Below are 24,534 nucleotides of genomic sequence, written 5' to 3'. Positions count from 1 at the left end.
GGCCGGACGACACACGCGACCTCACGTCACCGCCGGCCGAATCACGCCTTTCCACCCCTACCTGTACAGAATCCTCTTATACCGTACAGAAGGGTAATTCTGTTTGGTATAGAATTCATCCCTTCTGGGCCACGCGGGCGGAGCACGACGGCAAGGACGTCCAAGGACGTCCAAAGTCGTTCGGGGGCTTCGTCGGCCCCGCTTCGGCCCTCTACGGTAGGTGACCCCCCTGTCACCCGATCCGGGATACGCCATGATCGGCAACCGCCGGGTGCCGCGCTTCTCGCCCTTCCAGGCAAACCAGCCGAAGTGCACACGGATGCTGCAATACCCTTTGTGGCCGTTGAGCGACAGGTCCGGCAGCCAGGTGCCGCTCAGACGGCGGCGAACAGTGCGGCGACTCCGCCGAAGCCGAAACGGTAACGGCGCACGGGGACACCTCTCGACAGCCGCTCCCCCGGCGGCGATTAGATCTCCGCTCGATCTCCGCGTGGTTCGGCACCCTCCCTCCGGCCCGGCCCGGCCCTCGATCCGATCGACCGCCCGCTCCGTCCTGTGCGATGGTGACGGGTATGAGCCCGCCCCCCAGCGCCCTCGGTGACGAAGCGTCCCGGCAACCGCAGGAGGCGTCCTCACGCCCCAGGGAGAGGTTCGACCTCGAGGGCTACGTGCGGCGTGCGAGGAACGGCCCCTGCTTCGTCTGCGCCGTCGTGGCGGGCGCCCCGGGTTACGACCTCGAACAGATCGTCTTCGAGGACGAGCACCACGTCGCGTTCCTGGACCGCTACCCCACCGTGCCCGGCAAGGTCCTGGTGGCTCCCCGGGCGCACGTCGAGCATGTGGTCCGTGACCTCGACGAGGAGGGCTACCTGCGGTTGATGCGCACGGTCCGCCGGGTGGCGCTGGCGGTCGAGGCGGTGGTGGCCTCCGAGCGTACCTACCTGCTGTCGCTGGGCAGCCGTCAGGGCAATGCGCACCTGCACTGGCACATCGCTCCCCTGCCGCCCGGAACGCCGTACGAGCAGCAGCAGTACCACGCGCTGATGACCGAGAACGGGGTGATTGCCTGGTCGCGGGAGCAGGCCGTCGATCTGGCCGGACGTCTTCGCGTGGCGTTGGCCGGGTGAGGGGCGGGCGCTCTCGGGCATGGGGACGGGCGGTGGGGTTAGCGTGGGGATGGCCGGGGGTGTCGTACCGCGGCGGGCGTGCGTTCTGGATGCAGGAGAAGGGGTGTCGCTGGAGTCATGCGGCCGGCTGATCTGAATCGTCTCAGTGTGGGTGAGTGCGCCGACCGGTATGTGGAGCTGGTGCGGGCCAGGACGTTGACGGGGGCGTTGTCGGCCTCGACGGCGGAGGTGTACGGGCGTGACGTGGCGACGTTCGTGCAGTTGGTGGGTGAGGACGTCGTCCTGGACGACCTGACCGGTGAGGACGTCGACGCGGTGTTGCTGGCGTTCGCGCGTAAGCCTGACGGGCGCAGGCGTTCGGAGCCCTCCCGGGGAGCCGATGGGACCGGTGGAGGCGGCGCCTCGGGGAGCGCGGCGGCCCCGGGAGCGACAGGGGCCGCGGGGGCCGCGGGGGCCGCGGGGGCGCTGCAGTCGGCCTCGTCGCAGGCACGGTTTCGGCGGTCGGTGTCGGCGTTGTTCAAGCACGCGGTGCTGGTGGGGTGGGTTCAGATCAATCCGATGGCGACGGCGACGGTGACGGCCAGGGAGCGTGGGGGGTTGCGTCCGCAGCGGCGGGCGTTGACCCGGGAGCAGGCGCAGGGGCTGATCGGTGCCGCGCGTGAGCTGGGCGAGGTGGCCGGTGCGGTGGCGGGGGGCGCTGGGGCGGGCTCGGCCGGCGACGTGGCCGGCGGTGCGGACGGTGGCGGCCAGGGAGCGCGGGGGCGGCGTCGCGATCAGCGTACCGAGCTGCGTGACGGGTTGATCGTCCTGATGTTGTCGACGATGGGGCCGCGGGTGTCGGAGCTGGTACGGGCGAACGTGGAGGATTTCTACACCAACGACGGGATGAGGTACTGGCGCATCTTCGGCAAGGGGGGCAAGACGCGTGACGTGCCGTTGCCCGGTGACGTGGCCGCGGCGCTGGAGGCGTACCTGGCGCGGGGTCGGATGGACTCGCCGGAGAAGGCGTTGTTGCTGTCGTGGCGGGGCAGGCGGCTGGCGCGGGGGGACGTGCAGGCGGTGATCGACCGGGTGCAGCGGGGGGTGGAGGCCGATCGGCGTCGTTCGGTGACGCCGCACGGGTTGCGGCACACCACGGCCACGCACCTGCTGGCGGACGCGGTGGACATGGACGCGGTGCGGCGGGTGCTGGGGCACAGTGATCTGGCGACGCTGGGGCGCTACCGCGACGAGCTGCCCGGGGAGCTGGAGGTGGCGATGCGGTCGCATCCGTTGCTGCGGGGGCCGGGCAAGGGCTGAGTCCCGAGCTGCTCGTCGGCTCGCGGCGGCGGCGTCGTGTCGTTCCGCCCGGGGCGGGGAGAGGTTTCCCCACTCCCCTGCCTCCCCTGCTCCCCGTGCTTCCCCGGTGCGAGGGTCGGGGGGAAGGCCGTCAGGCGGCGTGTTCTCCGGCGCGGACCTCGGCCAGGACGTCCAGGGAGACGCCGAGGGTCTGGGCGAGGGCGGCGACGGTGAAGAAGGCCGGGGTGGGGATGCGGCCCGTCTCGATCTTGCGGAGGGTCTCGGCGGACAGGCCGGCGGCGGCGGCGACCTCGGCCATGCTGCGGGTGCCGCGGGCCTGTCGCAGGAGGGTGCCGAGCCGGTGGCCGCGTTCGCGGTCGAGCTGGGTGAGCGGCGGTCGGACCATGGGCGACATCCTAGCAACCGTGATAAAAATACCGGCATACGTATTGGGCCGAGGGAGAACGGCCTCCAGTGCGGTGCCCGCTCCCGGCCCCGCTTCCGAGCCCTGCTCCGGGCTCCGGCCCACCTGTACGGCCGGGCAGGGGACGAACCGGTCAGGAATCGAGAAGCACGGCCCCCAGGACCGCACCTAGCCTTACTACCAGCGTGAACATCCCCGCTCCCCCACCGCCGTCGGCGACGGCGAGCCGGCGGATCCCGACCCGCGTGGGAGCTGGCGACTCGCCCTGTCCGAGAACGGGAATGCGGGGAACGGGAATGCGAGAGCGGGAAGACGACCACGACGACCGACAGAGGGAGCAGCACGAAATGAGCGCCGAAGCGAAGGCCGGCCGGGGCGGCAGGCAGGGTGCGTCCTCCGGGGAGGGTTTCTCCCAGGAGGAGCGTGCCGCCGTCAAGGAGCGCGCGGCGGAGCTGAGGAAGGATGCCCGCCGCGGCCGGGGCACGGACAAGGCCGCGGCCGACGAGCGGGACGTGCTCGCGAAAATCGCCGAGATGGACCCACAGGACCGCGCGCTGGCCGAGCGTGTGCACGCCGTTGTCACGACCGCCGCGCCGGAGCTGGCACCGAAGCTGTGGTACGGGCAACCTGCCTACGCCAAGGCCGGGAAGGTGGTGTGCTTCTTCCGCAGCGGACAGGTGGACAAGGAGCGCTACTCGTCGTTCGGGTTCACCGTGCAGGCGAATCTCGACGAGGACGGCGGCATGTGGCCGACGGCCTACGCCCTGACGCGGTTGAGCGAGGCCGGTGAGGCGACACTGAGGGAACTCGTCGAGAAGGCCGTGCGCCGAGGTCCCGACGGACCCGGGTGATCTTCTGGTCGTTGCGGCGCCGGGTGCCCGGACCTCAGAGGGGAGCCATGGTCTCACCGGTGAGCCTCTCGTCACCGGCGCTCGGGGAACCCGCTCCCGCGACCGCGACCCGCACCGCGCCGCCACGGTCGTCGGGGCCGTTGGCGGGGCCGTTGGCGGGGCCGTCGGGGCCGCCGTGGCCACCTCGGCCGTCGCGGTCGAACTGGGTGCGGTACAGCTGCGCGTAGCGGCCCTCGGCGGCCAGCAGGGTGGCGTGCGTGCCGCGCTCGACGATCCGCCCGTCCTCGACGACCAGGATCAGGTCGGCGGCGCGGACGGTGGACAGCCGGTGGGCGATGACCAGCGCGGTCCGTCCGGCCAGCGCCTCGGCCAGCGCCTCCTGGACCGCCGCCTCGGAGGTGGAGTCCAGGTGCGCGGTCGCCTCGTCCAGCACCACCAGTCGCGGTCTGCCCAGCAGCAGCCGGGCGATGGTCAGGCGCTGGCGCTCGCCGCCCGACAGGCGGTAGCCGCGCTCGCCGACGACGGTGTCCAGGCCGTCGGGCAGCGCCTCGACGAGGTCGGCCAGCCGGGCCCGGCGCAGGACCTCCCACAGTTCCTCGGTGCGGGCCTCCGGGCGGGCCAGCAGCAGGTTGGCGCGGATGGAGTCGTGGAAGAGGTGCCCGTCCTGGGTGACCATGCCCAGGGTCTGCTGGATCGAGGTGGCCGACAGCTCGCGCACGTCCACCCCGGCCAGCCGTACGCTGCCGCTGTCGGCGTCGTACAGGCGTGCCGAGAGCTGCGCGATCGTCGACTTGCCGGCTCCGGAGGATCCCACCAGGGCGACCATCTGCCCGGCCTCGGCGCGGAAGGACACCTCGTGCAGCACCTGTGCGCCGCCCCGGGAGTCGAGGGTGGCGACGTCCTCCAGGGAGGCCAGCGACACCTTCTCCGCCGAGGGGTAGGCGAAGCCGACCCGGTCGAACTCCAGCGTGACGCCTCCCTCGGGCACCGCGCGCGCGTCCGGCCGGTCGACGATCAGGGGCTTGAGGTCGAGGATCTCGAAGACGCGCTCGAAGCTGACCAGGGCGCTCATCACCTCCACGCGGGCGCCGGCCAGGGCCGTCAGCGGCGCGTACAGGCGGGTCAGCAGCAGTGCCATCGCCACCACCGCGCCGGGCTCCAGGGTGCCGTTCAGCGCGAAGACGCCGCCCAGGCCGTACACCAGGGCCAGGGCCAGGGCCGAGACGCCGGTCAGGGCGGTGACGAACACCGACTGCACCATGGCGGTGCGCACCCCGATGTCGCGGACCCGCCGGGCGCGTTCGAAGAACTCGGCCGACTCCTGGGCGGGGCGGCCGAACAGTTTGACCAGGGTGGCGCCGGGGGCGGAGAAGCGTTCGGTCATCTGGGTGCTCATCGCGGCGTTGTGGTCGGCGGCCTGGCGTTCCATCCGGGCCAGCCGGCTGCCGACCCGGCGCGCCGGCAGGACGAACACCGGCAGCAGCACCAGGGCCAGGGCGGTGAGCTGCCAGGAGATGCCGAACATGACCACCAGGGTCAGGGTGAGGGTGACGAGGTTGCCCGCCACTCCCGACAGGGTGTCGCTGAAGGCCCGCTGGGCGCCGATGACGTCGTTGTTGAGGCGGCTGACCAGTGCCCCGGTGCGGGTGCGGGTGAAGAAGGCGATGGGCATGCGCTGTACGTGGTCGAAGACGGTGCCGCGCAGGCGCAGGATGAGTCCCTCGCCGATGCTCGCCGACAGCCAGCGGGTGGTCAGGCCCAGGGCGGCCTCGGCCAGTGCGATCACCGCGATCCACGCGGCCAGGCCCGCCACCAGGGTGGGCGCGGCGCCGCCGACGATGGCGTTGACGACCTGCCCGGCCAGGAGGGGGGTGGCCACCGCCAGCGCCGACGACACCACGCTCAGCAGCAGGAACCACACCAGCAGGGTGCGGTGGGGGCGGGCGAAGGCGGCGATGCGCCGCAGGGTGGCCATCGAGAACGGCCGGTCGTTCCGGGCGTGCATCGCGTTGTACAGCGAGTGCCAGGCGGTCATTTCCATGCTCATCGCCACATCACCATGTTCTCTATGGTCTTTGTCGTCATGTGTCCTCGTCGGGGCGGGGCCGCGTCCAGGGATCGCCGTCGGTGGCCGTTCGGGGTCGTCGGTGGACGCCCGCGGGTCTCCCCCGGCCGGAGGAGGGACGGGGGGCCGTCGATGCGACTGGCACGACCCTAAGAGCTCAAGTTAAGCTGAGGTCAAGGGTGGCGGGCCGTCCTCCGGTCGCCGCCGGTGTCTCGGGTGCCGTCGTCGGTCTCGGCCGTCATCGGTCTCACAGGTCCAGGACGGCGCGGGTGGCCGCCCGGCAGCGCCGCGGATCGGTCAGCAGATCGCTGCTGTGGGCGAACTGGTCGATCGACCCCACCGGCGGCAGCGCCCGCACCCGGTCGTCGGTGATGGCCCGCCGCAGGGCCTCGGCGAAACGCCCGGCCTCAAGGAGCGGGAACGGCCGCCGGTGGTGCTCGCGCAGGCCCTCGTCCAGGACCGCGGCCCGGCCCGTGCGGTTGTGCAACGCCGCCGCGCGCCGGTACACCGGCCCCAGCCTGCGGTGGCGCTCGCGCCACCCGCCGGCTCCCACCCCCACCGACACCGCCGCCGCCAGCTCCTCGGCCGCCTCGGCGGTGCCGGACATGCGGGCGAAGGCACTGCCCAGCCATTTGGCGTACGGCGGGTAGCGGCGCCGCGTCAACAGCAGCAGGCACATCAGGTCGCGGGCCAGCTCCGCGGTGACCAGCGCCGAGCCCAGCTCGTCCCCCACCTCGCCGCACCGGCCGGGAAAGGCCTCCTGGCGGGCCAGGCGCCGCCACTGGCCGGCCAGGACGTAGCGTTCCACGTCGGGCGGGTACCAGCGCAACGCCGCCCGGACCGGCTCCAGCACCCCCAGGCCGTCGTGGAAGACCTCACCGCCGGTGACCTCGGCCAGCCGCTGCCAGGGAGTCGACAGCCAGTCCAGCACGCCCACCCCGCCCAGGGGGTCGAAGCCGAGCCGTTCGGTGAACCAGGTGGCCGCCTCGCTCACCTGCACCCGGTGACCCCGTGGCTCCCCCAGCCCGGTGCGGTAGCCGCAGAAGACCTCCGGCAGGCCCTCTTCCAGGGTCTGCCGCACCTGCCCGGCCCGCCCCGGTGCCACGAACAGCACCACGCGCGGTCCCCAGTCGTGATCGGTGGAGCGTTCGGTGTCGAAGGCCAGCACCTCCGACCCGGCGCCGATCAGCGCGGCGCTGTGCGCCACCCCGGTCACGATCGGCCGCACGGCCTGGCGGTAGAACGTCCGGGAAAGCTCCAGGCCAGGTATGAAACTGGACATCATTTCGCCCACTCTGCCTGCCGTGGCGCCCTCTCGCACCAGGTTTTCCACCTGCCCGTCCCGGCCGCGCGCCCGCCCCCGCCCGGCCGGGGACGGGCGCGCAGGCGGGGGCGGGCGCGCGGCGGTCAGTCCTGGGCGGGGGCGGCCGCGGCCAGTGGGCGCCGGCGTAGCCCGAGGCGCTCGTACAGGGCGATCGCGGCGTGGTTGTCGGTGTCGACCATCAGCGCGGCCCGGCCGTGCGCGGCCACCAGCTCGGTCAGCGCGAACCGGCACACCGCCTCGCCGTGACCTCGGCCGCGCCACGCCGCGGCGGTGGCCACCCCGGCGACGAAGCCCATCTGCGGGCACGACCACGCGTCGGCCGCCACCGCGACCAGCCCGGCGCCCGCCGTCGCGGTGGCGTCCGGGCGGCGCAGCCCGGCCCAGCGGCGTACCCCCGCAAGACCCGGCACCGCCCAGGAGGAGGGGGCGGCGACGGCGAGCAGCGCGCCGACCTCCTGCTCGCACGTGGCCGGCAGCCAGCCCACCCCCTCCCCCGCCACGAAGCGATCGTGGCGGGGCGCGGGCGGGAGCCGGTCGGTGTCCATCCACTCGAACGTCCCCACCACCCGCAGGCGCGGCGAGGCGGCCACCACCTCCTCGACCAGGTCGCGTGAGCCGACCACCCGGTAGGAGGGGGCCAGGCGCTGCAGCGCGTACTCCACCAGCGCCCCGGCCTGCGCGGCCGGGCCGCGCACGGCGAGCCGGTCGCGGCGGTTCAGGTCGGGGCAGGCGACCGCGACCGCCTCCCCCAGCGTCCACGCCCGAACCCTCGGGCCCATGCCCTGGGCGGCCCACAGCAGCAGCGCGTCGTCGTCGCAGGCCGCCGCGACAGCCGCCACGTCCCCCAGCTCGACCGGCACGGCGTTCGCCGGCACGGCGTTCAGAGGATCGCCCCGGGACGGTAGGCGGCCGCCTCCGGGTGGCGGCCGGTGATCTCCCGTACCCGGGCCACGACCGCATCCACCTGGGAGGCCGCGGCGCCGGTGAACGACACCCGGTCGGCCAGCAGCGCCCGCAGCCCGGCCTCGTCCAGCGGGAAGCGCTCGTCGGCGGCCAGGCGCGCCAGCAGCTCGTTGCCCGCGCCCCGCTCGCGCATCGCCAGCGCCGAGGCCACGGCGTGCTCCTTGATGAGCTCGTGGGCGCTCTCACGGCCCATGCCGGCCCGGACGGCGGCCATGAGCATCTTCGTCGTCGCCAGGAAGGGCAGGTAGCGCTCCAGCTCGGCCTCCACCACCGCGGGGAAGGCACCGAACTCCTCCAGCACCGTCAGCATCGTCTCCACCAGCCCGTCGAAGGCGAAGAACGCGTCCGGCAGCGCCACCCGGCGCACGACCGAGCACGAGACGTCGCCCTCGTTCCACTGGTCGCCCGCCAGCTCCCCGGCCATGGACGCATACCCGCGCACCACCACCGCCAGGCCGTTGACGCGCTCGCAGGAGCGGGTGTTCATCTTGTGCGGCATGGCCGAGGAGCCCACCTGCCCGGGGGCGAAGCCCTCGGTGACCAGCTCGTGGCCGGCCATCAGGCGGATGGTCTTGGCCAGCGACGACGGCGCGGCCGACAGCTGCACCAAGGCGCTGAGCACCTCGTAGTCCAGCGAACGCGGGTAGACCTGCCCGACGCTGGTCAGTCGGCGGGCGAAGCCCAGATGGGAGGCGACCTCGTCCTCCAGCCGTACCAGGGCGCCCTCGTCGCCGCCCAGCAGGTCCAGCATGTCCTGCGCCGTGCCGACCGGCCCCTTGATCCCGCGCAGCGGGTAGCGGTCGATCAGCTCCTCCAGGCGGGCGAAACCCGCCAGCAGCTCGTCGGCGGCCGAGGCGAACCGCTTGCCCAGCGTCGTGGCCTGGGCGGCCACGTTGTGCGACCTGCCGGCGACCACCAGCCGCGAGTGCTCGGCCGCCAGGCGCGCCAGGCGCTCCAGCAGCGCGACGCACCGGTCGCGGACCAGCAGCAGGCTGTCGCGGATCTGCAGCTGCTCGACGTTCTCGGTCAGGTCACGCGAGGTCATGCCCTTGTGGACGTGCTCGTGCCCGGCCAGGGCGTTGAACTCCTCGATGCGGGCCTTGACGTCGTGGCGGGTGACGCGCTCGCGCGCGGCGATCGACTCCAGGTCCACCCGGTCGACGACCTTCTCGTAGTCGGCGATCGCCTGCTCGGGCACCGCCACCCCCAGGCGGGCCTGCGCGGCCAGCACCGCCAGCCACAGGCGCCGTTCGGCCACCACCTTGTACTCCGCCGACCACAGGCGGGTCAGCTCCGCGGAGGCGTAACGGGAGGCGAGGACATTGGGGATACGCGGCTTGGCAGTCACGTTGCGTCAGTATATTCGGGCCTTCGCACCCGCCCCGCGCAGGGGCGGCCCGATGAGACCGGCCGTCCCCACCGGGGCCGGGCACCGGGAGCCGGGAGTCGACGGCGACGGGAAAGGGAGGGCGGGGATCCGGCCGGGGCGGGCCGGGAAGGGCGGACGAGGGCGGAGAAGGGCGAGAGCCGCGGGGGCGGGCGGTGCGCGCCCCCGCGGCTCTCGTTCGACCAAAGCCCTCGGGGAACCCGCTCAGGACCCGTCCGGGCACCGGCCGGGGATTCGGCCGGGACCGGTCACGGCGCCGGCGAGGCCGGTGAGGGCGCCGAGGAGGGCGCCGGTGCCAGGTCGTTCCTGTCGTAGACCTTCGGCTCGGCCCGGTGCTGCCCTTCGGCGGGGGCGTCCTGCTCGGCACCGCCCGCGCCACCGTTCCCGCCGTTCCCGCCGTTCCCGGCGTCGTCCGCGGCGTTCGGGGCGGCGTCCTTGGGCCTGCGGCGCAGCCGTTCCTTGAGCCGCTCCACCATCACGTACAGCGTCGGCACCAGCACCAGCGTCAGCAGCGTCGACGACAGCAGCCCGCCGATCACCACGATCGCCAGCGGCTGGGAGATGAACCCTCCCGAACCGGTCAGCCCCAGCGCCATCGGGATCAACGCGAAGATCGTCGCGACCGCGGTCATCAGGATCGGCCGCAGCCGGCGCCTGCCGCCCTCGATCACCGCCTCCACGATGCCCATCCCCTGCTCCCGGTACTGGTTGATCAGGTCGATCAGCACGATCGCGTTCGTCACCACGATGCCGATCAGCATCAGCATGCCGATCAACGCCGGCACACCCATCGGGGTACCCGTGGCCAGCAGCAGCCCGATCGCGCCGGTCGCCGCGAACGGCACCGACACCAGCAGGATCACCGGCTGCACGAAACTCCGGAACGTCGCCACCATGATCATGAAGACGATCGCGATCGCCGCCAGCATCGCCAGCCCCAGCTGCCCGAACGCCTCCGCCTGGTCGGCGCTGACGCCGCCGATCGTGAACGTCGCCCCCGCCGGCAACGCCAGCGCGTCCAGCTTCTGCGTCAGCGCCGTCGTCGTGGCACCCAAGTCGCTGCCGGTCGCCGTACCCGACACCGTCGCGCTGCGCTCCCCGTCGATACGGGTGATCTGCGCCGGGCCCTGCGCCTTGGCCACGTCGGCCACCTGCGACAGCCTCACCATGCCCGTCGCCGTCGGCAACCGCAGCGCCCCCACCTCCTTGACCGTCTCGGGCGCCTCCCCACCGCTCAGCACCACCGCGCCGGTACGGCCGTCCAGCGTCATGTCGCCCATCGGCGCCCCGCGGAAACGCTGGGCCACCAGCTGGCCGATCTGCACCTCGGTCAGGCCCCGCGCCGCGGCCTTGCGACGGTCCACCCGCACCTCGACCCGCTCGGCGCCGGCCTCCAGGTTCGAGGTGACGTCACGCAGCCCCTCCATGCCCGCCATCGTCGTGCGCACCGACTCGGCCGCCGTGCGCAGCGTCGCCACGTCCGGCGCCTGCACGATCACCTGAAGCTGGTCGGTCGCGCCGCCCGCCGGCCCGCCCTGACCACCGCCCACCGTGATCTCCCCGACCCCGCTCAGCTCCTTCAGCCGCGCGCGCATCGTGTCCTGCAACGCCGCGGCGTCGGTCTCCTCCTCGATCGCCACCGAGTACGACGCCCGGTCCCCGGCACCACCGCCGAGCCCGCCCAGGAACCCGCCGCCGCCCCCCACGTTCACCTGGTAGTCCCGCACCCCCTTGAGCGAGGCCAGAACCTCCTCGACCTTCTTGGCCGCCGCGTCCGTCGTCGCCAGGTCCGTACCCGCGGGCATCCTCTGGCTGAGCGAGACCGTGTCCTGCCCCGAGGAGTCGATGAAGTTGGTCTCCAGCCTCCCCGCCAGGCCCATCGTCACGGCGAACACCACCGCACCCACCAGGAGCGTCACCAGGCGCCGCCGGGTGGCGAACCTCAGCACCGGCAGGTAGGCCCGCTGCAGCGGGCTGCGCAGCTCCTTGGCCTCGGCCTTCTCCCGCGCCGCGCGCGCCTGCTCGGCCGACAGCACCGGAGCCCTCAAAAACCAGTACGCCAGCACCGGCACCACCGTCAGCGACACCAGCAGCGACGCCAGCAGCGCCACCGTCACCGTGATCGCGAACGGCGCGAACAACTGCCCCACCATGCCACCCACCACCGCGATCGGCAGGAACACCGCCACCGTCGTCAGCGTCGAGGCCGTCACCGCGCCGCTGACCTCGCGCACCCCCGCCAGCACCGCCTTGCGCTTGGCCTCGCCGTACTCCAGGTGACGCTTGATGTTCTCCAGCACCACGATCGAGTCGTCGACCACCCGGCCCACCGCGATCGTCAGCGCGCCCAGCGTCAGCAGGTTCAGCGAGTATTCCCCCACCCACAACGCGATCAGCGCGATCACCACCGACAGCGGGATCGAGGCGGCCGTCACCAGCGTCGAGCGCACCGACAGCAGGAACACCAGGATGACCAGCACCGCGAACGCCAGCCCCAGCAGCCCCTCCGTCGTCAGGTCCTCGATCGAGCGCTCCACGTACGGCGCCTGGTCGAAGACGATCGTCACCTCCGAGGAGTCACCGATCGCCCGCACCAGCTCCGGCAGCTTCTCGCGCACCTCGTGCGAGATCGCCACCGCGTTGCCGTCCGGTGACATCGTCACCGACACCCCCAGGCTCGGCTGCCCGTTGGTGCGCGTCAGCGACGTGCTCTTGGCCAGCTCGCGCTCCACCGTCGCCACGTCCTGCACCCGCACCGGCCTGGGAAGCGGCGGCGGCGCCTGCCGCCGCGCCGCCTGAGCGGCCTGCGCCTGCTGGGCCTGCTGGGCCTGGGCGGCTCCCCCGCCGCCGGGCGCCTGCTGCGGTCCCTGCTGAGCCCCCTGGCCGCCCTGCTGAGGCTGCTGAGGCGCCGGCGCGGGCGTCAGGTAGAGCTTCTTCAGCTCCTCCAGCGTCGTGACCCGCTCACCCACCTGAACCGTCAGCGACACCTTGTCCTCGGTCAGGCCGCCCGCCGGGACCGGCTGGCCGTTGGCGCGCAACGCGTCGGCCACCGCCGTCGGCGGCAACCCCACGATCGCCAGCCGCTTCGGGTCCGGGGTGATCGTCACGACCTCCTCGCGCACACCCGTCACCGACACCTCGCGCACTCCCTCGACGGCCTGCAGCTGCGGCACCATCAACCGCTCCAGCCGCTCGGCCATCACCCGCTCGTCGCCGCCGTCGCCCACCGCCAGCTGCATCACCGGGATGTCGTCGGTCCCGCCGGTCACGACCTGCGGATCCACCCCCTCGGGCAGCTGCGCCTCGACGCGCGACAGCGCCTGCTGCATGTCCGACACCGCCGCGTCGATGTCGGTGCCGTACTCGAACGCCACCTGAACCTGCGACATCCCCTCCCGGGACGTCGAGGTCATCTCCGCCATGCCCTCCAGCCCCTGGAAGCTGTTCTCGATCGGCTCGGTCACCTGCTCCTCGACGATCTCGGGAGAGGCGCCGCTGTAGGGAGCGATCACGAACGCCCCCGGAAACGACAGCGACGGCAGCAGCTGCTGTTTCAGCGACGGGATCGCGAAGACACCGAACGCGCTCAGCACCAACGCGATCATTATGACGAGGCTGCGGTTGGCAAGGCTCAACCTGGCCAGGGAGGTCATGGGGGCGGACTCCTAAAGGGATGTCACGACAAGATTTGCCCCAGACTAACACTTCGCCTGATACGAATATTTAACGAAGCGAACCACCCTGATAACCTTCTCAGGAACGAAGAGGTGAGCGTGAACGACGACCGCGAACAACTGATCCACCAGATCGGCGCCATCCAACGCGACCTGGGACGACTGTTCGCCCAACAACGCCCCTCCTCCCCCCTGTTCGACTCCAACCTCACCATGCGCCAGCTCAACGTCATCATGCTGCTGTCGCTACGCCGGTCCGCCTCCGGCCAGGAACTCGCCCACCACCTCGACGTCGGCCTCGGCACCGTCACCGGCATCGTCGACCGCCTCGTCGCCCACGGCCTCGTCGCCCGCCGCGAAGACCCCCACGACCGCCGCATCCGCCGCATCGAACTCACCCCCGCCGGGCACACCCTCATCGAACAGATCGCCGACGCCGGCCTGAACGAGTTCCGCCGCGTCCTGCGACACCTCGACACCCCCACCCTGCGCGACCTGTCCACCGTCATGGACAAACTCCAGAACGCCGCCCTGGCCCTGCACGAGACCACCCCCCACCCAAACATGGGATGATAGGTTCCGTCGCTGTGAGCACACCCTCCACCGACCCCTTCACCCTGACCGGACGCACCGCCCTCGTCACCGGCGGCAGCTCCGGCATCGGACACGCCATCGCCCACGCCCTCGGCCGCGCCGGCGCCCACATCGTCATCACCGCCCGCCGCCCCGGCCCCCTCACCGACACCCTCACCGAACTCCACCACCACGGCGTCCAAGCCGCCTCCATCACCGCCGACCTCGCCCACCCCCACGACCTCACCCGCGTCTGCGAACAGGCCCCCACCTTCTACGGCGACATCGACATCCTCGTCAACAACGCCGCCAACAACATCCGCCCCCACATGAACGACCTCACCCCCCACGACTACGAACAGACCATCGCCCTCAACCTCACCGCCCCCTACCTCCTGGGCCAGCACTTCGGCCCCCGCATGGCCCAACGCGGCTGGGGACGCATCATCAACATCGGCTCCCAGCAATCCCACAAGGCCTTCGGCAACAGCGGCGCCTACGGCGTCTCCAAAGCCGCCATCGCCGGCCTCACCCGCTCCCAGGCCGAAGCCTGGTCCCCCCACGGCGTCCGCGCCAACACCATCATCCCCGGCTTCGTCCTGACCCCCCTCACCGAACCCGCCCAAGCCGTCCCCGGCCGCGTCGAAGCCCTCGCCGCCCGCACCATGATCGGCCGCAACGGCGTCCCCGCCGACTTCGCCGGCATCGCCGTCCTCCTCGCCGGCGACGCCGCCGACTACATCACCGGCCAGGCCATCTGCGTCGACGGAGGCCTCTCCGTCCACTGACCCCCGCACACCACCCCCACCCCACACCAGACGCGCACCCGACACCCCCCGACGGCGCACACCCACACAGCCGGGACCACCGTGACCACCACCCCCACCCGCCGGCACACCAACGCCCGCCTCGCCGTCTGCTACTTCTTCATCCTCCTGGGCGCCGTCTCCGGAGCCTGGGCCGCCCGCATCCCCGACGTCAAACACACCCTCGACCTCACCGACGGCCAGATCAGCTACGCCCTCCTCGCCGCCGCCCTCGGCCTCGTCATCGGCATGCACTTCGCCGGACGCCTCAGCGACCACCTCGGCAGCGCCCGCCTCCTGCCCCCCGCCGCCCTCGCCACCGCCCTCGTCATCATCCCTCCCGGCTACGCCCCCCACCTGCCCGCCCTCATCGCCACCCTCTTCCTGTTCGGCCTCATCAGCGCCGGCCTCGACGTCTCCATGAACGCCCACGGCGTCGAGGTCGAACGCGCCTACGGCCGCCCCCTGATGTCCTCCTTCCACGGCATGTTCAGCATCGGCGTCCTCGCCGGCGCCGCCACCGGCGGCCTGTTCGCCTGGCTCGACCTCGACGCCGCCGCCACCCTCACCGCCGTCGGCCTCCCCCTCGCCCTCACCACCCTCTACGTCCGCCGCCACCTCCTGCCCCCCACCCCCACGACCGGCCCCGCCGACGGCGACCCCGCCCCCCGCCGCGCCCCATGGACCCGATGGATCATCCTCATGGGAATCGTCTCCTTCGCCGGACTCGTCGGCGAAGGCGCCGCCAACGACTGGACGGCCGTCTACCTCTTCCAGAACCTCAACGCCTCCGAACCCGTCGCCGCCGCCGCCTTCGCCGTCTTCTCCACCACCATGACCATCGGCCGCTTCGCCGGAGACCACCTCGCCCAGCGCTTCGGGCCCACCCGCCTGGTCCGCTACTCCGGCCTCATCGCCGCCCTCGGCCTCACCGGCGCACTCCTCGGCGCGCAGATCCCCATCGCCTTCGCAGGCTTCGCCCTGTTCGGCCTCGGCCTGGCCCCCATCGTCCCCCAGGTCTTCTCCGCCGCCGGCAACCACGACCCCGTCAACGCCGGCCAGGCCATCGCCCAGGTCGCCACCGTCGGCTACGCCGGGCTCCTGGCGGGACCCGCCATCATCGGCGGAGCGGCCGAGCTCGTCGGCCTGCCCGCCGCCCTCGCCATCCCGGCCGTGCTCGCCCTGTTCATGGCCGCGGCGGCGGGCGCCCTGCGCTCCCCGGCCACCTCCTGACCGGCCCCTGCTTTTGGGCGATGAGTCTTCAGTCCATTGTAAATGATCTTGAACTTAGCTAACGCCTTTACAATGTAGATCAATAATTTGGCCTCGGGGCGTACGGGAACGGGCGAAACGCCCGCCTCGCTACGAGCGGCCCGCGACGGCCAGATTGACGCCAAGGGCGATCAGCGCGGTCCCGGTGAGCCCGCCCACGGCCTTGAGCACGGCCGTCCTGGCCAACAGCCGGCGCAGCGCTCCCCCGACGTCGGCCACCGGGAGGAACCACAGCACGGCCCCCGCCACCGCGATCAGCGACAGCGCCAGCGCGTCGCCCAGGGCGGGCTCGCCGGCGACGAACCGGGGCACCAGCGCGATGAGGAACAGCGCCGCCTTGGGGTTGAGCATGTTCGTCAACAGCCCCTCGGTGAACGCCGCCGCCAGGCCGCGCCCCGCCGAACCGGGCAGGTCCGGCCGCGGGTCGCCGCCCCCGCGCAGAGCCGCACGTCCGGCCCGGTCGGGTGTGATCAGGGTGCGAGCACGACCGTCTTGCCGGGTAGCCCCCCGGTGCCGGCTTCCTCATGCACGGCGGCCAGCTCGGTCACCGGGCGGTGGGCGGCGACGTGGAGCCGGAGCTTGCCGGCATCCACCTTGGCGACCAGCTCGGTCAGCTGGGCTCCGTCGCTGCGGACCCACAGGCTCGCGCTGCGCACTCCCCGGGCGGGGTCCTCGGGAATCGGACCGGCTGTGCTGACGGCGACCCCGCCGTCGGCGACGTAGTTCGTCAGCTGCGCGAGCTCCTCCGGGGAGACGCGCACATGGTTCACCACGACCTGGAACGGACCGCCCACGGCGGCCGGGCCTGCGGCGGGGGCGAGGGGGCCCACGACGCGGTCCGCGCCGTAGCCCCGAAGGCGGTCGGCGTGCTGCGGCGCGTCCACTGCGGTCACGTGCGCTCCCGCGTCGACGGCGAGCTGCACCACGAGGCTGCCGACCGCGCCCCCCGCCCCATTGACCAGGACGGTCTGACCGGGCTTCAGCTCGGCGAGCTCGAACGCCGTCTGCCAGGCCGCCAGGCCGGTCAGCGGCAGCGCCGCGGCGTCGACCAGGTCGGTCGTCCGGGGCGCCGGGGCCAGGGACTCGGCCGGGGCGAGCACGTACTCGGCGGCGCCGCCGGCGGAGTCGAGGGGCAGCATCGCCACGACCCGGTCGCCGACCTCCAGGCCGATCACGTCCGCGCCGAGTTCGGCGACGGTGCCCGCCAGGTCGATCCCCGGCACGTAAGGGAGAGTGATCGGGATCATCTCGGCCAGGACACCGGCGCGGATGTGGTCGTCGACCGGGTTGAACGACGTGGCCGCCACCCGCACCAGCACCTGCCCGGTGCCGGGGACCGGACGGTCGACGTCCTCGAAGCGCAGGACCTCGCTGCTGCCGAACTCGTGGAAACGCATTGCCTTCATGACACTTTCCTCCAGGGTGTATTGATGTCGTCGCCAACGGATGAGGCGACCAGACGGGAAGGTGAAGCACGCCGAGGCGCTCAGGTCAGCTGCACCGACCGGGTGGAGTTGCCCATCACCATGCGGTCGATGGCGCTCACGGCGCTGCCGGGGTCATCGGCGGCGCCGACGGTGAGCAGCAGCGGGACGAAGTGGTCGGCCGTCGGATGGGCGACCGCGGCGCCGGGTGCCTTGTTGCGGTAGTCGGTGAGGGCGTCGGCGTCGCCCCGGGCGAGGGCGTCAACAGCCCATTCGTCGAAGGCCGTGGTGTCGGCGGCGAGCTCCGGCCGGCGGAAGACGGCGAAGCTGTGCGTCATGAAGCCCGAGCCGAGAACGAGGATGCCCTCTTCACGCAGCGGCCGCAGGCGTGCCCCGAGCTCGAGCAGAGCGCTGGGGTCGAGGCTGGGCATCGACAGCTGCACGACCGGGACGTCGGCCGCGGGGTACATGGCCATGAGCGGGATGAAGGCGCCGTGGTCGAGGCCGCGGTCGGCGAACTCGTGCACGGGCGTGCGGCCCAGCAGGCCGGTGAGTCGCCGAGCCAGGTCGGTGGCGTCCGGGGTCGCGTAGGGAAGGGGGAAGACGGGCCGTTCGGGGTGGCCAGGCTGCTCGTGGTGGTGATCGAAATCAGCTCCTTCACTTGCCTCGACAAGTATTTTCACTTGCCGAGGCAAGTGAAAAAGTACCTCATTAAGGGTTGCCCAGGCAAGTGATGTGAGTTGTCCGGGCAAGTAAGATGGGTCTCATGGACACTCAGTCGCCCTGGCTCGACGACAGCCAGCAGGACCTGTGGCAGGCGCTCCTCACGGTCGTCATTGCCCTCCCGGCGGCCCTCGACCGCCAGCTGCAGCGAGACGCGGGCATCTCCAACTTCGAGTACGGGGTTCTGGCCCGGCTGTCCATGGCCGACGAAGCCACGATGCGGCTCAGCGACCTTGCCCGGGTCTGCGACAGCACCCAGCCGCGCCTGTCGAAGGTGATGGATCGCTTCGAAGCCCGCGGCTGGGTCGCCCGCCGACCCGACCCCAGCGACGGTCGGTACACGCTCGCCACCCTGGCCGACGCCGGCCGGCAGAAACTCGTCGAGAGCGCACCGGAACATGTCGCGCAGGTGAAGCGGCTCGTGTTCGATCCGCTCAGCGCCGCGCAGCGCCGCCACCTCGGGGCCGCACTCACCCGCATCGCCGCTACCGTGCGCCGGGAAACCGAAGGAGGCTGAGCGCCGTCCTCAGCCGGGGCCTTCCGGTCAGTCCTGCCACACCGGTGATGTGGTACGTGGGGAAGGTGTGGACCTTGTCGACGGTGTAGCTGTACGCCGTGGCGAAACCGCGCTCCACCCGGACCGGGACGACGGCACGCCGGACACCGTCAGAGAGCAACCACGGCTTCTCTCGCAAACGACCGTTTCTGCGAGGCGCCGGCCCGCTCCTGCCTCAAATCTTCTACCGCCGAAATCCGGTCCGATCCTCCCCGAAGGCCGATACATCAGGTAGCCGGCTCCGACGACCTGACCACGGCGAAGTCGGGTCCGGGAGACATCGCGCCGAGCCTCATCACACCGGCGAAAGCCACCATCTGCGCCGCACCCATCGCGGTGGCCACCGTAGGGCGTCGCGACAGGAGCGGACGGGCGAGCACGGGTGAGCACGGGCGAGCACGGATCGCTGTCGCCTCCGTCGACGCCTCGAAGCACGATCGGCGGACGTGGAGGCGTCCGGGGAGATCGGCCGTCGCCTTCGGGGGACGGGCTGTCGCGCCCGGCGGACACCTCGGCTCGCGGCGATCTTGTCGTCCGGAGGCGGCTCAGGTGACGTCGTCCGAGGTCGCGCCGGGTCTGGCGTGGAGGATCTCGCGGGCCTGGTCCGCGGCGCGGGCGATGCTCTCGGAGACGAACTCGACGAAGCGGGCGATGTTCTCAAGGCGGGCGGCGGCCGGGGTGCCGGGGCCGAGGATGTCGACGCCCTGCCGGGCGATCCGGCCGAGGTGGGCGGTGGCGCGGGCGCTGGCCATCGTCGACTGGTACAGGACGTCGTCGTCGACGACGTAGCGCTCGCGGCGGCGTTCGTCGCGTTCCCGGCGGATGAGGCCCTGGCCCTCGAGGAACGTGATCGCCTTGGAGACGGACGCCAGGCTGACCTGGAGGCGCCCGGCGAGCTCGGAGGCGGTGAGGCTGCCGGTGTCGGTGGTGTAGAGGCCGGCCAGCACCCGGGCCGTCATCTTGGGCAGGCCCGACTGCATGAAGACGGTGGCGAACACCTCCTCGTACTCGCGCACGGCCTCGGTGTCGCGTCCGTGGGCCTGCCCGGTCGCGTCGGGGTTCCGGGGCGCGGCGCGCCTGCGGCGGTGGGTGCGGTGTTCGGTGGCGCGGTGGGCCAGGTCGGCGCGATAGGCCGTGGGGCCGCCGTTGCGCAGCACCTCACGTGTGATCGTCGAGGTCGGGCGGCCGAGACCTCTGGCGATCTCCGCGTAGGCCAGGCCGTCGGCCAGTCCCAGCGCGATCCGCTGGCGGTCGTGCTGGGTGAGTCTGCCTCCCGGCATCGCGGTCCCCCTCATGGTCGGTGGTGTCTGCAGCATAGCGTTCACTTTCAACTCGTTGCAACGAGCAAAATGACGATCATTGCATTAGATTTAAAACCATTGCAACATGTTCACAGGATTTACCTGGGTAAATAGATTTCAAGAGCAACGAACTGGTTGCCGAATCTAGAAATGCAACGTAGTGTTTCCATCATCAGAAACAACGAGCCGAAGGAAGCCACCATGCGGAAGTTCGCCACCCCCACCCCCGTGACCGCCGTCCTGGACATCCCCGCCGGCCGTATCCGGTTCATCGCCGCCGACCGGGCCGACACCGCGGTCGAGGTCCTGCCCGCCAACGCCTCGAAGGGCCGCGACGTGAAGGCCGCCGAGCGGACCGAGGTCACCTACGACGACGGCATCCTGCGGATCAAGGCCCCGGAGGCGAAGAGCCAGATCCTCGGCGCTCCCGGATCCGTCGAGGTCACGGTCCAGTTGCCCGCCGGCTCCCACGTCGAGGCGAAGGCGGCCGGCGCCGACCTGCGGGGCGTCGGACGGCTCGGCGACGTCGTCTTCGAGAGCGCGCAGGGCTCGGTCGAGCTCGACGAGACCGCGGGGGCCCGCCTCACCCTGCAGGCCGGCGACCTCTCGATCGGCCGCCTGGGCGGCCCGGCGCGGATCAGCACCCAGAAGGGCGACCTGCGCGTCAGCGAGGCCGTGGGCGGCACGGTCACGCTGCGCACCGAGTCCGGTGAGATCCACGTCGGCGCCGCCCGCGGGGTCTCCGCCGTCCTCGACGCCGGCACCACCTACGGCCGGATCCGCAACACGCTCACGAACACCGACGGCGCCGACGCCGCCCTGACCATCCACGCGACCACCGCCCACGGCGACATCACCGCCCGCAGCCTGTAGGACGAGCACCCCCACGCCCGGCGGCCCCGCCCGTCCGGGTGAGTCCCACCCCGACCCCAAGGAGCGCACCACCATGTCCCTCACCCCCGCCGACCAGGACCGCCCGCGGCTGCGGAAGGCCATCGAGGAGATCGTCGAGTCCGGTTTCACCGGGATGACCCTGCGCGTGCACGACGAGCGCGGCGAGTGGACCGGCAGCGCCGGGACCGCCGAGCTGGGCGGGACCGCGAAGCCGCCGATCGACGGGCACGTCCGGATCGGCAGCAACACCAAGACCTTCACCGCGACCCTGATGCTGCAACTGGTCGCCGAGGGCACGATCGAGCTGGACACCCCGGTGGCACGCCACCTGCCCGAGTTCGGGCTGGACGAGCGGATCACGGTGCGGATGCTGCTGCAGCACACCAGCGGGGTGTTCAACTTCACCGGCGAGTACTACGACGACGGGACGTACGCGCCGGGGATCACCGCCACGACCGCGGGCCGGGAGTGGGTGGACAACCGGTTCAGGACCTACCGGCCGCAGGAGCTGGTGGAGCTGGCGTGCTCCAAGCCGGCGCGGTTCGAGCCGGGGGCGGGCTGGAGCTACTCCAACACCAACTACGTGCTGGCCAGACTGCTGATCGAGAAGATCACCGGCCGTTCGGTGGCCGAGGAGATGCGGCGGCTGATCCTGGATCCGCTCGGGCTGTCGGGCACCGTGGTGCCGGCCACCGAGCCGGAGATCCCCGAGCCGCACGCCCACGCCTACTACCGCTACCAGGAGGCCGGGGAGCACAAGACGGTCGACGTCACCCGCCAGAACCCCTCCTGGATCTCCAGCGGCGGCGACATGATCTCCACCACCCGGGACCTGCGCACGTTCCTCTCCGCGCTGCTGGACGGCACGCTCCTGCCGGCCCCGCTGCTGGCCGAGATGTGCACCCCGCGCCCGACCGGCATCCCGGACATGGGCTACGGCCTGGGCGTGTTCGTGCTGACCACCAGGACCGGCACCGTCATCTCCCACAACGGGGGCATGGCGGGCCACGCGGCGCTGATGTACGGCACACCCGGCGGTGCCCGGATCCTGACCGCCACGCTGAACTACGTGGACGACGTCGAGACAACCCTGGGCGAGGCGTTCCAGAAGGCGACGCGAAGGCTCCTCGACGAGGTGTTCGACGGCGGGCCTGCCGAGCCGGCGTAGCCGCCGGACCGCCCCGCCGTCCTGCTCGCTCGCGTCCGCCGCCGAGGAGGACTCCCCGGGTGAGACGTCCCCCTAGGCGGGCTCGACGCTCAGCCGGACGGCGAGCTCGACGCGCCAGAGCGTCTTCCTCCGCTCGGACCGGGGATCGGTGAGGTAGGTCTCGTACCGGCAGCCGAAACGGTCACCGGCAGGATCCTCCACGCAGTCGAACCTCAGGTCCCGCTCCCGCACCCACTCGATCAGGGCGCGGTTCGCCCGGCGGCCGTGGTTGACGTAGGTCAGCGTCGCGTACCGGCCCGCCGGCAACACGCCGGGGGTGATCCGGCCGTCGCCCTCGACCGGCTCGTCGGTGACGACACCGACCTCGACGTCCATCGGACCCGCCATGTCGACCACGTGCAGGCGGAAGAAGGTGTGACCGTGACCGACGCCTCGCTCGCCGAGCCGGTCGTACAGCTCCTCCATGAGCCGGTCCCGGACGGCGAACATGCCGCGGAAGGGGGTGACCACCCGGATGCCGGCGCAGTGCAGATCCGGTCTGACGCTGACCGAGGGCCCCTCGACGATCTCCACCCGTACCTCCATGCGACCTCGGCCGTTCCGGTGATGCTCACGAGCGGGCATCACTATGCCTCACGCGACGGTGCCTGGTCGATGCCTGGTCGATACCGGTCGATCCCCGGTCGCATCGCCGCCTGCCGTGCGGCCTGTCCCGGTCACGGCGGGCGCCGTGAGCCCGAGACGGCCGGGCGGGGGGCCCGGCCTCAGTCGACGACCGCGGTGGCCTCGACCTCGACCAGCAGGTCGGGCTCGCCCAGCGCGGCGACCCCCAGCAGCGTGATCGGCTTGACCGGGTCGACGCCCAGCCTCGCCGCCGCCCGGGCGACCCCCTCCCCCAGCAGGGGCAGCTTGTCGGGACTCCAGTCGACGACGTAGACGGTCAGCTTCGCCACGTCGTCGAAGGAGGCGCCGATCGCGGCCAGGGCGGTGCCGATGTTGAGGTAGGCCTGCTCGACCTGGGCGGCGAGATCCCCCTCCCCGACCCTGTTGCCGTCGGCGTCGCGGGCGACCTGGCCGGCCAGGAACACCAGCCTCGATCCGGTGGCGACCGACATCTGCCGGTACACCTCGGGCTTGGGCAGTCCATCGGGGTTGATCAGCGTGACGGCCATGACCGCTCCTTCGTCTCCGGGAAACCTGGTGTGCGTCCCCAAACCATAACAGCGCTATGCATAAGAAACCATAGCGCTGTTATGTATCGTGGTGTCATGGCGAGAACGAAGAACCCCGCGGCCCGCTCGCTGCTCATCGATCGCGCCGCGCAGATGCTGCGGGCCCGCGAGCCGGTCACCCTGCGCTCGCTGGTGGCCGGGACGGGCGTGTCGACGATGGCCGTCTACACCTACTTCGGGGGCATGGACGGGTTGTGGAAGGCGGTGCGCCAGGAAGGCTTCGCCCGCCTGGCCGCCAGGCTCGCCACGGTCACGACGCCCGAGGACCCGGTACGGGAGCTGGCCTGCCTGGGCTCGGCCTACCTGTCCAACGCCCTGGACAACCCCGACCTGTACCGGGTCATGTTCGACGCGACCTTCGACCTCGAAGACCCCGGGGCCTCCGACGAGAGCCTGCGCCACCTGGTCCGGGCCGCCGAACGCGCCAGGAGCGCCGGCCGCTTCCGCGACGACGTCGACCCGCTGGAGCTGGCGACACAGAGCTGGATCATCGGCCACGGGCTGGCCTCCCTCGTCGCCACCGGCCCGCTGCCCCGGCACATGCTCGCCCAGGCCGTCCCCCTGCTGACCGGGCTGTTCGTCGGCGCCGGGGACGAACCCGTCAGGTGCCGCCGGTCGGTCGAGCTCGGCTGGCGCCGGCCGTACCCGGACGACGGCCGCGGCACCTGACGGACCGCTCGCGCGCCACCGGGTTCGCCCGCGGTGCTCCGGCCCGCGGACCGGGGAGCGCGTCAGACCCCGAACGCGGCCGGGTAGCGGATGACACCGGAGGGGACGGGGCGCGCGGGATCGAGGACGAGCGCCATCATGTGCTCGTCGGAGACGTCGAACGGCGCCCGGATGCCGTGACGGGAGGCCGGGACGAATCCGAAGCGGGGGTAGTAGGCGGCGTGGCCGAGGACGAGCACGAGGCTCTCGCCCTGCTCGCGGGCGGCGTGCAGGGCCGCGCGGACGGCCGCCGATCCGGCGCCCCGCCCCTGCCGGTCCGGCAGGACCGCGCACGGACCCAGCGTGAGAGCCGGGGCGTCGCCGACATGGCATCGGGTGAGCAGCGCGAATCCCGTGACGCTCCCGTCGGGGGCCAGGGCGAGCCAGGACAGGCCGGCAAGCCAGGCCGACGGGTCGGCCCGCAGGGCCTCGACCAGGTCGGCCTCCTCGGAGGTGGGAAAGGCGGCCAGGTTGACCGCGCGGATCGCGGCGAGGTCGGCGCCGGTCTCGGCGCGGGTGATCCAGGCCGCGCTCGGGGCGGCGCCCGGGGTGGTGGTCATGACAGCGCGGGTCCGTTTCCGTGTCGGTGGAGAGGTTTCCGTGTCGGTGGACAGGCAGGGCAGAACCGCCGGTGCGGAGGCGGAGAAGACCGAGGAGGGGCTGGACGGAAAATACCGTGCCCGCTCCCGGACGCGCACCCGTATCGACCGTGGCCCGCCGATGAACCGGTCCGAACGACCCGATGGTCCGCCAGGCGCCGGTGGCGGCGGTCCTGCGGCAGGTC

Annotated in this window: 22 protein-coding genes and 3 pseudogenes; 10 read left to right on the top strand and 15 right to left on the bottom strand. The window is 72.1% G+C overall.

The window, feature by feature from the left end; all coding sequences use genetic code 11:
• Positions 1 to 572: 572 nt before the first annotated feature.
• Entirely contained in the window at positions 573 to 1,127 is a 555-nt protein-coding gene (locus AB0G16_RS27060; RefSeq protein WP_362810635.1) for an HIT family protein, read from the top strand.
• 147 nt (positions 1,128 to 1,274) lie between these two features.
• On the top strand, positions 1,275 to 2,426 hold the full coding sequence (locus AB0G16_RS27055) for a tyrosine-type recombinase/integrase (RefSeq protein WP_362810632.1): 1,152 nt from the start codon (positions 1,275 to 1,277) through the stop codon (positions 2,424 to 2,426).
• Between the two features lie 130 nt (positions 2,427 to 2,556).
• Here AB0G16_RS27055 and AB0G16_RS27050 read toward each other — a convergent pair whose 3' ends face one another.
• The gene (locus AB0G16_RS27050; RefSeq protein WP_362810629.1) at positions 2,557 to 2,811 is read right to left on the bottom strand and encodes a helix-turn-helix transcriptional regulator; all 255 of its coding nucleotides are present in this window, start codon (positions 2,809 to 2,811) and stop codon (positions 2,557 to 2,559) included.
• 365 nt (positions 2,812 to 3,176) lie between these two features.
• Here AB0G16_RS27050 and AB0G16_RS27045 point away from each other — a divergent pair, with 365 nt between their 5' ends.
• Entirely contained in the window at positions 3,177 to 3,680 is a 504-nt protein-coding gene (locus tag AB0G16_RS27045) for a DUF1801 domain-containing protein (protein WP_362810738.1), read from the top strand.
• A gap of 34 nt (positions 3,681 to 3,714) precedes the next feature.
• Here the strand turns inward: AB0G16_RS27045 and AB0G16_RS27040 are convergent, their stop codons facing one another.
• The 5 genes from AB0G16_RS27040 to AB0G16_RS27020 form a co-directional block, all read right to left on the bottom strand.
• Positions 3,715 to 5,727: an ABC transporter ATP-binding protein gene (locus tag AB0G16_RS27040; protein ID WP_362810626.1), complete on the bottom strand. Its 2,013-nt coding sequence runs from the start codon at positions 5,725 to 5,727 to the stop codon at positions 3,715 to 3,717.
• Positions 5,728 to 5,992: 265 nt separating this feature from the next.
• Positions 5,993 to 7,030, bottom strand: coding sequence for a DUF4037 domain-containing protein (locus AB0G16_RS27035; RefSeq protein ID WP_362810623.1), 1,038 nt, complete (start codon positions 7,028 to 7,030; stop codon positions 5,993 to 5,995).
• Between the two features lie 122 nt (positions 7,031 to 7,152).
• Positions 7,153 to 7,944 carry a GNAT family N-acetyltransferase gene (locus tag AB0G16_RS27030; protein ID WP_362810620.1) on the bottom strand — a complete coding sequence of 264 codons (792 nt, stop codon included), beginning with the start codon at positions 7,942 to 7,944 and terminating at the stop codon, positions 7,153 to 7,155.
• Positions 7,945 to 7,949: 5 nt separating this feature from the next.
• Positions 7,950 to 9,380, bottom strand: coding sequence for an adenylosuccinate lyase (gene purB / locus AB0G16_RS27025; protein ID WP_362810617.1), 1,431 nt, complete (start codon positions 9,378 to 9,380; stop codon positions 7,950 to 7,952).
• 287 nt (positions 9,381 to 9,667) lie between these two features.
• The gene (locus AB0G16_RS27020) at positions 9,668 to 13,072 is read right to left on the bottom strand and encodes an efflux RND transporter permease subunit (RefSeq protein WP_362810614.1); all 3,405 of its coding nucleotides are present in this window, start codon (positions 13,070 to 13,072) and stop codon (positions 9,668 to 9,670) included.
• Between the two features lie 114 nt (positions 13,073 to 13,186).
• Between AB0G16_RS27020 and AB0G16_RS27015 the strand changes: the two genes are divergently transcribed.
• The 3 genes from AB0G16_RS27015 (at position 13,187) to AB0G16_RS27005 (ending at position 15,705) form a co-directional block, all read left to right on the top strand.
• Positions 13,187 to 13,666, top strand: a complete 480-nt coding sequence (locus AB0G16_RS27015; protein ID WP_362810611.1) for a MarR family transcriptional regulator — start codon at positions 13,187 to 13,189, stop codon at positions 13,664 to 13,666.
• 14 nt (positions 13,667 to 13,680) lie between these two features.
• Complete coding sequence (locus AB0G16_RS27010; protein WP_362810608.1) at positions 13,681 to 14,454, top strand: SDR family oxidoreductase; 774 nt, start codon at positions 13,681 to 13,683, stop codon at positions 14,452 to 14,454.
• Positions 14,455 to 14,535: 81 nt separating this feature from the next.
• Positions 14,536 to 15,705, top strand: a complete 1,170-nt coding sequence (locus AB0G16_RS27005) for an MFS transporter (RefSeq protein ID WP_362810605.1) — start codon at positions 14,536 to 14,538, stop codon at positions 15,703 to 15,705.
• A gap of 129 nt (positions 15,706 to 15,834) precedes the next feature.
• Here AB0G16_RS27005 and AB0G16_RS27000 read toward each other — a convergent pair whose 3' ends face one another.
• The 3 genes from AB0G16_RS27000 to AB0G16_RS26990 form a co-directional block, all read right to left on the bottom strand.
• A complete protein-coding gene (locus AB0G16_RS27000) occupies positions 15,835 to 16,131 on the bottom strand; it encodes a LysE family transporter (RefSeq protein ID WP_362810735.1) in 297 nt (98 codons plus the stop codon).
• Positions 16,132 to 16,214: 83 nt separating this feature from the next.
• Positions 16,215 to 17,150, bottom strand: coding sequence for an NADP-dependent oxidoreductase (locus AB0G16_RS26995; RefSeq protein WP_362810602.1), 936 nt, complete (start codon positions 17,148 to 17,150; stop codon positions 16,215 to 16,217).
• 80 nt (positions 17,151 to 17,230) lie between these two features.
• Positions 17,231 to 17,851 carry a class III extradiol ring-cleavage dioxygenase gene (locus tag AB0G16_RS26990; RefSeq protein ID WP_362810599.1) on the bottom strand — a complete coding sequence of 207 codons (621 nt, stop codon included), beginning with the start codon at positions 17,849 to 17,851 and terminating at the stop codon, positions 17,231 to 17,233.
• A gap of 83 nt (positions 17,852 to 17,934) precedes the next feature.
• Between AB0G16_RS26990 and AB0G16_RS26985 the strand changes: the two genes are divergently transcribed.
• A complete protein-coding gene (locus tag AB0G16_RS26985) occupies positions 17,935 to 18,408 on the top strand; it encodes a MarR family transcriptional regulator (protein ID WP_362810596.1) in 474 nt (157 codons plus the stop codon).
• Positions 18,409 to 18,992: 584 nt separating this feature from the next.
• Here the strand turns inward: AB0G16_RS26985 and AB0G16_RS26980 are convergent.
• From AB0G16_RS26980 to AB0G16_RS26970, 3 pseudogenes are all read right to left on the bottom strand, one after another.
• Positions 18,993 to 19,361 (bottom strand): annotated as a pseudogene (locus tag AB0G16_RS26980) (MarR family transcriptional regulator); the annotation flags it as partial.
• 168 nt (positions 19,362 to 19,529) lie between these two features.
• Positions 19,530 to 19,649, bottom strand: a pseudogene (locus tag AB0G16_RS26975) (MarR family transcriptional regulator); the annotation flags it as partial.
• Positions 19,650 to 19,727, bottom strand: a pseudogene (locus tag AB0G16_RS26970) (MarR family transcriptional regulator); the annotation flags it as partial.
• 222 nt (positions 19,728 to 19,949) lie between these two features.
• On the opposite strand from AB0G16_RS26970, the gene AB0G16_RS26965 reads away from it, so the two are divergent.
• Both AB0G16_RS26965 and AB0G16_RS26960 read left to right on the top strand, forming a co-directional pair.
• A complete protein-coding gene (locus AB0G16_RS26965; protein WP_362810593.1) occupies positions 19,950 to 20,621 on the top strand; it encodes a DUF4097 family beta strand repeat-containing protein in 672 nt (223 codons plus the stop codon).
• 73 nt (positions 20,622 to 20,694) lie between these two features.
• Positions 20,695 to 21,810: a serine hydrolase domain-containing protein gene (locus tag AB0G16_RS26960; protein WP_362810590.1), complete on the top strand. Its 1,116-nt coding sequence runs from the start codon at positions 20,695 to 20,697 to the stop codon at positions 21,808 to 21,810.
• Between the two features lie 72 nt (positions 21,811 to 21,882).
• On the opposite strand, the gene AB0G16_RS26955 is transcribed toward AB0G16_RS26960, so the two are convergent.
• Positions 21,883 to 22,383, bottom strand: coding sequence for a GyrI-like domain-containing protein (locus tag AB0G16_RS26955; protein ID WP_362810587.1), 501 nt, complete (start codon positions 22,381 to 22,383; stop codon positions 21,883 to 21,885).
• A gap of 191 nt (positions 22,384 to 22,574) precedes the next feature.
• Entirely contained in the window at positions 22,575 to 22,982 is a 408-nt protein-coding gene (locus AB0G16_RS26950) for a RidA family protein (protein ID WP_362810584.1), read from the bottom strand.
• Positions 22,983 to 23,078: 96 nt separating this feature from the next.
• On the opposite strand from AB0G16_RS26950, the gene AB0G16_RS26945 reads away from it, so the two are divergent.
• Positions 23,079 to 23,711: a TetR/AcrR family transcriptional regulator gene (locus tag AB0G16_RS26945; RefSeq protein ID WP_362810581.1), complete on the top strand. Its 633-nt coding sequence runs from the start codon at positions 23,079 to 23,081 to the stop codon at positions 23,709 to 23,711.
• Positions 23,712 to 23,773: 62 nt separating this feature from the next.
• Here AB0G16_RS26945 and AB0G16_RS26940 read toward each other — a convergent pair whose 3' ends face one another.
• Positions 23,774 to 24,310, bottom strand: a complete 537-nt coding sequence (locus tag AB0G16_RS26940) for an N-acetyltransferase (protein ID WP_362810578.1) — start codon at positions 24,308 to 24,310, stop codon at positions 23,774 to 23,776.
• Positions 24,311 to 24,534 lie beyond the last annotated feature (224 nt).

The organism is Streptosporangium sp. NPDC023615 (assembly GCF_040640155.1).
Lineage (GTDB): Bacteria > Actinomycetota > Actinomycetes > Streptosporangiales > Streptosporangiaceae > Streptosporangium.
This window is presented reverse-complemented; position numbering and strand designations above follow the sequence as displayed.

Bases quoted from the DNA above. Each gene is read 5' to 3' on its own strand.
- AB0G16_RS27060 (WP_362810635.1), top strand. From the start codon at position 573: ATGAGCCCGCCCCCCAGCGCCCTCGGTGACGAAGCGTCCCGGCAACCG.
- AB0G16_RS27050 (WP_362810629.1), bottom strand. From the start codon at position 2,811: ATGGTCCGACCGCCGCTCACCCAGCTCGACCGCGAACGCGGCCACCGG.
- AB0G16_RS27045 (WP_362810738.1), top strand. From the start codon at position 3,177: ATGAGCGCCGAAGCGAAGGCCGGCCGGGGCGGCAGGCAGGGTGCGTCC.
- AB0G16_RS27040 (WP_362810626.1), bottom strand. From the start codon at position 5,727: ATGAGCATGGAAATGACCGCCTGGCACTCGCTGTACAACGCGATGCAC.
- AB0G16_RS27035 (WP_362810623.1), bottom strand. From the start codon at position 7,030: ATGATGTCCAGTTTCATACCTGGCCTGGAGCTTTCCCGGACGTTCTAC.
- AB0G16_RS27020 (WP_362810614.1), bottom strand. From the start codon at position 13,072: ATGACCTCCCTGGCCAGGTTGAGCCTTGCCAACCGCAGCCTCGTCATA.
- AB0G16_RS26995 (WP_362810602.1), bottom strand. From the start codon at position 17,150: ATGAAGGCAATGCGTTTCCACGAGTTCGGCAGCAGCGAGGTCCTGCGC.
- AB0G16_RS26985 (WP_362810596.1), top strand. From the start codon at position 17,935: ATGGACACTCAGTCGCCCTGGCTCGACGACAGCCAGCAGGACCTGTGG.
- AB0G16_RS26965 (WP_362810593.1), top strand. From the start codon at position 19,950: ATGCGGAAGTTCGCCACCCCCACCCCCGTGACCGCCGTCCTGGACATC.
- AB0G16_RS26960 (WP_362810590.1), top strand. From the start codon at position 20,695: ATGTCCCTCACCCCCGCCGACCAGGACCGCCCGCGGCTGCGGAAGGCC.
- AB0G16_RS26950 (WP_362810584.1), bottom strand. From the start codon at position 22,982: ATGGCCGTCACGCTGATCAACCCCGATGGACTGCCCAAGCCCGAGGTG.
- AB0G16_RS26945 (WP_362810581.1), top strand. From the start codon at position 23,079: ATGGCGAGAACGAAGAACCCCGCGGCCCGCTCGCTGCTCATCGATCGC.
- AB0G16_RS26940 (WP_362810578.1), bottom strand. From the start codon at position 24,310: ATGACCACCACCCCGGGCGCCGCCCCGAGCGCGGCCTGGATCACCCGC.